At 57.2% G+C, this 9,043-nt stretch carries 11 protein-coding genes; 9 read left to right on the forward strand and 2 right to left on the reverse strand.

Annotation, left to right across the window (positions count from 1 at the left end):
* From ABYT07_RS16490 to phnN, 7 genes are all read left to right on the forward strand, one after another.
* On the forward strand, positions 1-237 hold a 237-nt coding region (locus ABYT07_RS16490; RefSeq protein WP_372993128.1), incomplete at its 5' end, for a phosphonate C-P lyase system protein PhnG.
* Positions 237-797 carry a phosphonate C-P lyase system protein PhnH gene (gene phnH, locus ABYT07_RS16495; protein WP_372993129.1) on the forward strand — a complete coding sequence of 187 codons (561 nt, stop codon included), beginning with the start codon at positions 237-239 and terminating at the stop codon, positions 795-797. The genes ABYT07_RS16490 and phnH, both read left to right, overlap by 1 nt.
* Entirely contained in the window at positions 797-1,885 is a 1,089-nt protein-coding gene (locus ABYT07_RS16500) for a carbon-phosphorus lyase complex subunit PhnI (RefSeq protein ID WP_372993130.1), read from the forward strand. Before phnH ends, ABYT07_RS16500 begins: the two co-directional genes overlap by 1 nt.
* Complete coding sequence (locus ABYT07_RS16505; protein WP_372993131.1) at positions 1,882-2,751, forward strand: alpha-D-ribose 1-methylphosphonate 5-phosphate C-P-lyase PhnJ; 870 nt, start codon at positions 1,882-1,884, stop codon at positions 2,749-2,751. The genes ABYT07_RS16500 and ABYT07_RS16505 overlap by 4 nt, the downstream gene beginning before the upstream one ends.
* A complete protein-coding gene (gene phnK / locus ABYT07_RS16510; RefSeq protein ID WP_372993132.1) occupies positions 2,748-3,518 on the forward strand; it encodes a phosphonate C-P lyase system protein PhnK in 771 nt (256 codons plus the stop codon). Before ABYT07_RS16505 ends, phnK begins: the two co-directional genes overlap by 4 nt.
* 4 nt (positions 3,519-3,522) lie before the next feature.
* The gene (phnL, locus tag ABYT07_RS16515) at positions 3,523-4,206 is read left to right on the forward strand and encodes a phosphonate C-P lyase system protein PhnL (RefSeq protein WP_372993133.1); all 684 of its coding nucleotides are present in this window, start codon (positions 3,523-3,525) and stop codon (positions 4,204-4,206) included.
* Positions 4,203-4,745 (forward strand): phosphonate metabolism protein/1,5-bisphosphokinase (PRPP-forming) PhnN, encoded by a 543-nt coding sequence (gene phnN / locus ABYT07_RS16520; RefSeq protein ID WP_372993134.1) that lies wholly within the window; start codon positions 4,203-4,205, stop codon positions 4,743-4,745. Before phnL ends, phnN begins: the two co-directional genes overlap by 4 nt.
* Here the strand turns inward: phnN and ABYT07_RS16525 are convergent.
* A complete protein-coding gene (locus ABYT07_RS16525; RefSeq protein ID WP_372993135.1) occupies positions 4,727-5,401 on the reverse strand; it encodes a DUF1045 domain-containing protein in 675 nt (224 codons plus the stop codon). The two genes, phnN and ABYT07_RS16525, sit on opposite strands and share 19 nt — an antisense overlap.
* A gap of 50 nt (positions 5,402-5,451) precedes the next feature.
* Here ABYT07_RS16525 and ABYT07_RS16530 point away from each other — a divergent pair, with 50 nt between their 5' ends.
* The gene (locus ABYT07_RS16530; protein WP_372993136.1) at positions 5,452-6,597 is read left to right on the forward strand and encodes an alpha-D-ribose 1-methylphosphonate 5-triphosphate diphosphatase; all 1,146 of its coding nucleotides are present in this window, start codon (positions 5,452-5,454) and stop codon (positions 6,595-6,597) included.
* 129 nt (positions 6,598-6,726) lie between these two features.
* Here ABYT07_RS16530 and ABYT07_RS16535 read toward each other — a convergent pair whose 3' ends face one another.
* Positions 6,727-6,963 carry a DUF3987 domain-containing protein gene (locus ABYT07_RS16535; RefSeq protein WP_372993138.1) on the reverse strand — a complete coding sequence of 79 codons (237 nt, stop codon included), beginning with the start codon at positions 6,961-6,963 and terminating at the stop codon, positions 6,727-6,729.
* Between the two features lie 822 nt (positions 6,964-7,785).
* Between ABYT07_RS16535 and ABYT07_RS16540 the strand changes: the two genes are divergently transcribed.
* Positions 7,786-9,043, forward strand: a 1,258-nt coding sequence (locus ABYT07_RS16540) for an FAD-dependent monooxygenase (RefSeq protein WP_372993137.1), incomplete at its 3' end; no start/stop codon positions are given.

Consider the following 9,043-nt stretch of genomic DNA (forward strand, 5'->3'; position numbering starts at 1 on the left):
TCCGTCAAGTTGGCCGATGGCACGGTTGGGCACGGGTATGTGCAAGGCAGAAGCAAAGACCACGCCCTCCAAGCGGCTCTGGTCGATGCGCTGATGCAAACCGAGGCGGCAGACGCGGTTGAGACTGCTCTGCTGACCCCGCTTCGCGATGCCATAACAGCACGCAAAACCGACCGCGCCGCAAAGGCCGCGGCAACCAAAGTTGATTTCTTTACAATGGTACGAGGGGAAGACTGATGCAGGGCCAAGTTCTGGAGGGGGGATTTGCTGATTTGCCCGTAGATGCCTCCTATGCCTTTCGGGCTGTGATGACGGCCATGGCGCGTCCCGGCGATATCGCTTCTGTGGGCGGTGCGCAGCCGCCTGGGCCAATGAGCGTGGCGGCAGGGGTAGTTCTTCTCACGCTTTGCGATCCTGAAACGCCGATCCATCTGGCGGCCAGCCATGACACACCGCAGGTACGCGACTGGATCACATTCCACACAGGCGCGCCACTTGTTGCGGCCGGGGGCGCGATGTTTGCCCTTGGATCATGGCAGGCGCTCCCGCTGCCGGACTTCTCCATCGGGACCGCGCAATACCCTGACCGCTCTGCCACCCTGATCGTCGAGACCGCGCAGCTGTCTAACACAGGTGCCACCCTGTGCGGTCCCGGGATCAAGGATCAGGCGCTCTTGTCGCTTCCCGAAATCCGTCTCTTTCAGACAAATGCCACGCTCTTCCCGTTGGGTCTGGATTTCTTTTTCACCTGTGGTGACCGCCTCGCGGCGTTGCCACGCACGACGAGGGTTGGCTGATGTATGTGGCTGTAAAGGGCGGCGAGCGCGCCATTGATAACGCCCACGCCTGGCTGGCAGAAGAACGGCGCGGCGACACGACGATTCCTGAACTGTCCGTTGCGCAAATCCGCGAACAAATGGCGCTTGCGGTCAATCGCGTTATGTCCGAAGGCTCGCTTTATGATCCGGACCTTGCTGCGCTTGCGATCAAACAAGCGCGCGGCGATCTGATCGAGGCGATCTTTCTGATCCGCGCCTACCGCACGACGTTGCCGCGTTTCGGCGGATCAAACCCAATTGAAACCGAAGACATGGCCTGTGATCGACGTGTGTCGGCCACATTCAAGGATGCGCCGGGCGGACAGGTTCTTGGGCCTACGTTTGACTACACGCATCGTTTGCTGGATTTCAAACTCGCTGCTGATGGCGAGGTTTGTGATGTTGCCGTGGCCGAGCCGACGCAGACCGCGACGCCCCATATCATGTCCTTTCTGGACCGCGAGGATTTGATCCAGGTCGAACCTTCGGGCGCAGATGTACCTGACGACTTGACCCGGACCCCGTTGGAATTGCCCGCCAGCCGCGCCTTGCGTTTGCAATCGCTGACGCGCGGTGACGAGGGTTTCATCCTTGGCATGGCCTATTCTACGCAGCGCGGATATGCGCGCAACCACGCCTTTGTGGCCGAGTTGCGGATCGGCACTGTGGCCGTCGAGATGGACATTCCCGAGCTTGGGTTTGCCATCGAGATAGGCGAAATCACGGTGACGGAATGCGAAACCGTCAATCAGTTTCAAGGCTCCAAAACGCAGCCACCGCAATTCACGCGCGGCTATGGTCTGGTATTCGGGATGACCGAGCGAAAAGCAATATCCATGGCTTTGGTCGACCGCGCTTTGCGCTGGAAAGAGTTGGGTGAAGATAACCTTGGTGCCCCCGCCCAAGATGAAGAGTTCGTTCTTTATCATAGCGATAATATTCAGGCGACGGGGTTCTTGGAGCATATCAAACTGCCTCACTACGTTGATTTCCAATCCGAGTTGGAGCTGATCCGAAAGCTGCGCCGTGAGGCACAAGATAACATCAGTCAGGAGGCCGCAGAGTGACGGACTATAACTTCGCCTATCTGGACGAACAAACCAAACGCATGATCCGCCGCGCGATCCTTAAGGGGCTTGCCATCCCCGGCTATCAGGTGCCCTTTGCCAGTCGCGAAATGCCGATGCCTTATGGCTGGGGCACTGGCGGAGTGCAGGTCACAGCGGCAGTGTTGACCCCCGATGATACGTTTAAGGTGATCGACCAAGGGGCTGATGACACCACCAACGCGGTGTCGATCCGAAGGTTCTTTCAAAAGACTGCGGGCGTGGCCGTGACAGAGACCACATCGGCGGCCAGTGTGATCCAGACCCGCCACCGCATCCCCGAAGCGGCGCTGCGTGCCGACCAGATATTGATTTACCAAGTGCCAATCCCCGAACCCCTGCGGTTTCTTGAACCGTCAGAGGTCGAGACCCGCAAGATGCACGCGCTTGAGGAATACGGCCTCATGCATGTGAAGCTCTATGAGGATATTAGCCAGCATGGCGATATCGCCACCGCCTATGCCTATCCGGTCAAGGTTGAAGGGCGTTATGTCATGGATCCGTCACCCATTCCGAAATTCGATAACCCGAAACTTGAAATGGCAGGCATACAACTCTTTGGGGCGGGACGTGAACAGCGCATCTATGCGATCCCGCCCTACACGCAGGTCGTCAGTCTTGATTTTGACGACTATCCGTTCCAGCCCACCAAAGCGGATCACGACTGTGACCTGTGCGGCGCAAAGGACAGCTATCTGGATGAGCTGATCGTCGATGACGCGGGTGGGCGCATGTTCATGTGTTCTGACACTGATTTTTGCACGACACGGCGAAAGCAAGGCAACGTGGGTACCCAAGGTGTACCCTATACGGAGGACGCTGCATGACACCGCTTTTGCAAGTTGAAAGCATCGCGAAATTCTATGGGGCACGGATCGGTTGCACGGATGTGTCGTTTAATCTTTATCCCGGCGAGGTGATGGGGATTGTGGGTGAATCAGGCTCGGGCAAATCAACCTTGCTCAACTGCTTGGCAGGACATTTGACGCCGGAATCCGGAGCTGTTCGCTTTGACACCCGCGCCGACGGTCTGCGTGACACAATCACAATGTCCGAACCCGAGCGCCGAATGCTGAGCCGCACGGACTGGGCCTTTGTGCATCAGCATGCTCGTGACGGGTTGCGGATGAATGTCAGCGCGGGCGGTAACGTGGGCGAACGGCTTATGGCCGTAAATGCGCGCCACTACGGCGACATCCGTGCAGAGGCCATCGATTGGCTTGGTCGGGTCGAGATAACCGAGGACCGGATTGATGACCGCCCCACGGCCTTTTCCGGCGGGATGCAGCAACGTCTGCAAATTGCCCGTAATCTGGTGACAGGACCGCGGTTGGTTTTCATGGATGAACCCACGGGCGGGCTTGATGTGTCGGTACAGGCGCGACTGCTTGATCTGCTGCGTGGCCTCGTGCGCGAGATGAACCTGAGTGCGATCATCGTCACCCATGACCTGGCGGTTGTGCGCCTTTTGGCGGACCGGCTTATGGTGATGAAAGACGGCCACGTCATTGAAACGGGGCTGACCGATCAGGTGCTGGACGATCCGCAGCACGCATATACGCAGCTTCTTGTGTCCTCAGTCTTGCAGGTGTGAGCGAATGATCTCTATTGAAAACGTTTCGAAATCCTTTGTGCTGCACAATCAGGGCGCGGCAGAAATCCCGGTAATGGCGGGGGCGTCCGTGAAGGTTGCTGCGGGCGAATGTGTAGCGCTTGTAGGGGCCTCGGGTGCGGGTAAATCCACGCTGATGCGGATGATCTATGGCAACTATCTGACAGCCTCTGGCCGGATCATGATTGGTGACGTGGATGTTGCCAGCGCCGCCCCGCGCGAGATCATCCAGTTGCGCCGGCGAACGCTGGGCTATGTCAGCCAGTTCCTGCGCGTCGTGCCGCGCGTATCGACGCTGGATGTGGTGGCCGAGCCTTTGTTGGCCACGGGAACCCCCGCTGATGCCGCGCGGGCACAGGCCAAAGCGCTCCTGACCCGTCTGAACATTCCGATGCGCCTTTGGACGTTGAGCCCGACCACCTTTTCCGGTGGCGAACAGCAAAGGGTGAACATCGCCCGCGGTTTTGCATTTCCCTATCCGGCGCTTTTGCTGGACGAGCCCACAGCCAGCCTTGATCCGACCAACCGCGCCACGGTGCTGGCCATGATTGCCGAGGCGAAGACGCGCGGTGCCGCGATCATCGGCATATTCCACGACCACGCTGCCCGCGACGAGATCTGTGACCGCCAGTTTGACGTCACCCAATTCACGCCGGGTCTGGCTGCATGAGGGGGCGCTTTATCGCTGTTGTTGGCCCGTCCGGGGTTGGCAAGGACAGCCTAATGCAAGCAATGGTAGCCCGAGAGCCGCGCGTCGTTCTGGCCCGTCGCGTCATCACCCGTTGCAGCGATGCCGTTGGCGAGGATTTTGACGGGGTGACGGCCGCAGAGTTCCAATCGCTTAAGGAGGCGGGTGAATTTGCACTAAGTTGGGAGGCACATGACCTGCATTACGCGATCCCCATGGCCGTTAATACGCATCTGCTAGCAGGGCGTGATGTGTTAGCCAACCTGTCACGCACGACACTTATCCACGCCAAAGACCGCTTTGCCCAGTTCGAGGTTATTAATCTAACCGCAGAGCGCGGCGTGTTGGCCGCGCGATTGGCTGCTCGGGGCCGCGAGACAGCCCAACAGATTGCGGGCCGCCTTGACCGTGCGACGGCGCATTTGCCTGAAGGCATTGAGCCGCTTCACCTCGACAACAGCGGCCCGCTTGGGCAAACGGTCCAGGCAGCGCTTGATCGCCTTTATCCGGTTAAGGCATAGCGATGGATTTGGTGAAACATACCCTGCGCATCTTGACCCATCAGCGTGATCGCGTCGATCAGGAATGGATCGGGCACGATATTTTCCAAACCTGGCGCAAGCGCGTCTATCACGTGCGTAGCATCGTCGGCACCCAAGCGTCCGCTCAGCGTCAGATGGAAATGGAAATCGTCAAAGATGAACGGATAGCCCCAGTTCAGCATCTGTTGGTCTTGTTGGGCCGTCAACTTTGCCTTCCGGCGGCGGGCAATCTCGGCATCCGTCAAGGTTGCACGAAACGGATCAAACACTTTGACCGCCGCTGCAGCAAAGTCCTGCAGCGCGATGTCTTGGTTGCGCGGGCGCAAGGCCACAAAACCGCTGCGATAGCGCAAGCAAAGCGTACCAATTCCAAAAGCCGCTTGCCCGGCGGCAAATACTTTGGCCGCGTCTTGCAGCTGTGCCACGTCGCATCCTTCCGCCAGCCGAAACGGTGCCTTGAGGGTGCCATGCAGCCCATATTTGCGGGGTGTTCGCGTGATCGAAGCCACGTCAATATCCGCAATCTCGGGGTGGGACACCGCACGACCTATGCCACTGTCCCAGCCCAGCCACTGCGCCCCGAAGTCGGCCAACGGGCCGATGGGCGTGTAAAAGAGAGCGTATCGTTCAAACATTTTGTTCCTCTGCAGATATATGACATCTGCCAAATTAGCGTGACATCCACATGACAGTAGAAACTATTTTCGCCAATGCCAGCCTGATCTTGAACGACGAAGTCGTCACGGGTTCTGTGGTTATCGCAGACGGCGTCATCAAAGATATTGCGACAGGACCGTCTGTTCCAATTGGGGCGATTGATATTGAGGGCGACTACGTGTCACCCGGTCTGGTGGAATTGCACACCGACAATGTCGAACGCCATCTAGAGCCACGCCCCAAAGTCAGCTGGCCCTTTCGTGCCGCCATTCTGGCCCATGACCGTGAATTGGCCGGGGCAGGGATCACGACGGTTTTTGATGCGATCCGCGTCGGGTCTATCGTGTCGGATACAGGGGCCGGCTATCCAAAATATGCCCGCCAGATGACGAATGAGATTATGGGCGTGCGAGACTTGGGTCTTTTGCGGATCAGCCACCATATCCATCTGCGCGCTGAGGTCTGCTCCGAGACACTGATCGACGAGTTGGATGAGTTCTCAACCGAGGACCGCATCGGGATCGTATCGATGATGGATCACACGCCGGGACAGCGCCAATTTGTCGATATCTCGAAATTTGAAACCTACATCCGCGGCAAACGGACCTATACGGACGAACAATGGGGCCGGTACATTGATCTTCTCTACGGGCTTCAGGCGCGGCTGGGCAGTACGCACGAGGCCGCAACGGTCGCTGCCGCAAAACGTCTTGGTGCGACATTGGCCAGCCATGACGATACGACAGCAGATCAAGTCACCACCAGCCAGTCTTATGGCGTAAGCATCGCTGAATTTCCAACGACCGTTGCAGCGGCCGATGCCTGTCATGCACATGGTATTGCCACGATCATGGGTGCGCCCAATCTGATCCGCGGCGGGTCACATTCCGGCAACGTGGCTGCGGCGGACCTTGCGCAGATGGACCGGTTGGACATTCTGTCGTCCGATTATGTGCCAGCGGGTTTGCTGATGGCCGCTGTCCAGTTGGGCGATATTTGGGGCAACTTAGCACGTGGAATGCGCACGGTCACAGCCGCGCCATCACAGGCCGTTGGACTTGCTGATCGCGGCACATTGGCGATTGGCCAACGGGCAGATATCATCCGCTTTGCCATCAACGACCAAACGCCCGTCCTGCAAGAAACATGGAGTGCTGGTAAGCGCGTCTCTTAGAATTTCATCAGTTCGGAATGAAATGGCACAGCTTCAAAGCCGCGATATTCGACTGGGCGGGTACAACCGTTGGCTTCGGACCCTTCGCTCCTGCGAGAGCGTTGATCAAAGCCATGGCAGATTTCGGGATCACCAACCAATGGCTGACCAATTTCGGCAATGCGCCACAGTCAAAGCATAGAGCGAGAGCGGGCGTGTACCGCCCAAAGTTTCTAAATCAGCAAAGCCCTGTACTGCCAAGGATGCTACCGCCAGCGCCGATTGCGCGGGAATTGCGATAGGGGCTTGCGTCATACCTTGCACAGGCTCCACGGCTGCGCGCAGTGGGCCTACGGTTTTCTGCGCGAGCGTGCAGGCCGCCGGCATCGGCGGTGAATTCAATTTGCATGGGTGTGTTTTCAGTGACAGGGAACGGCCATCCGAAAGGATCAGCGTGCGAAAGACGGCCGTTCAGACGAGCCAAGCCCCGCAGGTCAAATGTGGACGCTTTCGGATGCACATTCCCCGAGAAGTTTAAAGTGTAGCACCATGCTTTCGTTGTCAAAAGTAGGTGCACCGGCTCGGTGTAAAGGGTCGATTCAAGTTGGGGGGGAGCTCGCGGAGTAAGGCGCAAACCCAGTCTAGGAGAAGCGCTAGCTGCTGGATGATAAACGGACAGCGTGTTCGAAACATGATCGCGCCCTAAGCGCTAAATTTCTTCAGTTTGAATAGATGTAATCAGGGGCTTCATGGTCATCGCGATCATAGTAGCGATAGCGGTCTAACAAGCTGCCCGTAGAAAGCTTCTACCTGCCTGCGGGCAACTTGTTTGGGTGTCGCTAAACGATACCTACCACACAGTACGTTTACATGAATGACCGAACAGACGTCTACTCTTGACGTCTTGCTAGTTAAGAGAGCCGAACAGATGCCTAAGCCCCACAGCGTAGTAGGCCAGCATTGTTGAGGTGATGTCTAACAACTTTAGATTTTAGCTCAGGTATTTCCAACTGTGGGGGCGGGTTTACGCATCAGCGGGAGGGGGGGGCAAAAGGTGCTGGTGTGTATCTGAGACTTGGCCGCAATCCTAGCACCTTAAGGTCAGGCAGGACCACGACACATGCCGATATACTTTATGCTTAAAATATTTTTACTTGAAGAAATAATCGACTCGGATTAGCGTGAGGTTCATCAGGTAGGGAGAGTGCAATGCGTGCGATATGTTTGGGAGGTGGGCCCGCAGGGCTGTATTTTGCGATCTCTTTGAAGCTGCGCCAACCGGACGCGCAAGTGACGGTTCTTGAACGCAACAAACCCGATGACACGTTTGGTTGGGGCGTCGTATTATCGGATGAAACCCTTGATAATCTGGAACAGAACGATCCCATCAGCGCCGCCGAGATCCGCAGCCATTTTGCCTATTGGGATGATATCGCGCTGCACCACAAGGGCCAGGTGATCACATCGTCCGGGCACGGGTTTTGCGGTATTGGTCGCAAAAAACTTCTGCTGATCCTGCAGGATCGCGCGAGCGCCCTTGGGGTTGACCTGCAGTTTGAAACAGACGTCAAGGCGGCGTCGGATTACATGGCGGACTATGATCTGGTTGTGGCCTGCGACGGGTTGAATTCCAAAACCCGTCTTGAATTTCAGGACACGTTCAAGCCCGACATAGATGTGCGCCGCTGCCCCTTTGTCTGGATGGGCACGCACCAGAAATTCGACGACGCCTTTACCTTTATCTTTGAGAAAACCGACAAGGGGTGGGTCTGGGTCCATGCCTATCAATTTGACCCCGACACCGCGACCTTCATCGTGGAATGTTCGCAGAAAACCTTTGATGCGTATGGCTTTGGCGAGATGAGCCAGCAGGAATCGATCGCTGTTTGCGAGGAAATCTTCAAGGACCATCTGGGCGGTCACAAGCTGATGACCAATGCCAACCACATCCGCGGTTCTGCCTGGATCAAATTCCCCCGTGTCTTGTGCGAAAAATGGAGCCACGAGAACGTTGTTTTGCTGGGCGATGCCTCGGCGACGGCGCATTTTTCTATCGGGTCAGGCACGAAACTGGCGCTGGAATCCGCAATCTCATTGGCAAAACATGTGTCTGATGACGCGGATTTGGCCACAGCATTCGAGAAATACGAGGCCGCGCGCAGGCTCGAGGTTTTGCGCCTACAATCGGCGGCCCGCAATTCGGTCGAGTGGTTCGAGGACGTGGAACGCTATCTTGATCTTGATCCGGTGCAGTTGAACTATTCGATGCTGACCCGTAGCCAGCGCATCAGTCATGAAAACCTGCGGGCACGCGACCCCGGATGGCTGGGCGGGGCAGAGGCTTGGTTTATGGAACAAGCAGGTGCCGGCACCAATCTGCCCGCCCGCGCGCCGATGTTCGCACCGTTCCAACTGCGCGATATGGCGCTGGAAAACCGCATCGTGGTGTCGCCTATGGCGCAATACA

Origin of the sequence: Sulfitobacter sp. (assembly GCF_041552635.1) — a bacterium.
Taxonomy (GTDB): Bacteria; Pseudomonadota; Alphaproteobacteria; order Rhodobacterales; family Rhodobacteraceae; genus Sulfitobacter.

Coding starts and splice junctions, on each gene's coding strand:
- ABYT07_RS16530 (WP_372993136.1), top strand. CDS start 5,452: ATGACAGTAGAAACTATTTTCGCCAATGCCAGCCTGATCTTGAACGAC.
- phnN (WP_372993134.1), top strand. CDS start 4,203: ATGAGGGGGCGCTTTATCGCTGTTGTTGGCCCGTCCGGGGTTGGCAAG.
- ABYT07_RS16535 (WP_372993138.1), bottom strand. CDS start 6,963: ATGCCGGCGGCCTGCACGCTCGCGCAGAAAACCGTAGGCCCACTGCGC.
- ABYT07_RS16525 (WP_372993135.1), bottom strand. CDS start 5,401: ATGTTTGAACGATACGCTCTCTTTTACACGCCCATCGGCCCGTTGGCC.
- phnL (WP_372993133.1), top strand. CDS start 3,523: ATGATCTCTATTGAAAACGTTTCGAAATCCTTTGTGCTGCACAATCAG.
- ABYT07_RS16500 (WP_372993130.1), top strand. CDS start 797: ATGTATGTGGCTGTAAAGGGCGGCGAGCGCGCCATTGATAACGCCCAC.
- phnK (WP_372993132.1), top strand. CDS start 2,748: ATGACACCGCTTTTGCAAGTTGAAAGCATCGCGAAATTCTATGGGGCA.
- phnH (WP_372993129.1), top strand. CDS start 237: ATGCAGGGCCAAGTTCTGGAGGGGGGATTTGCTGATTTGCCCGTAGAT.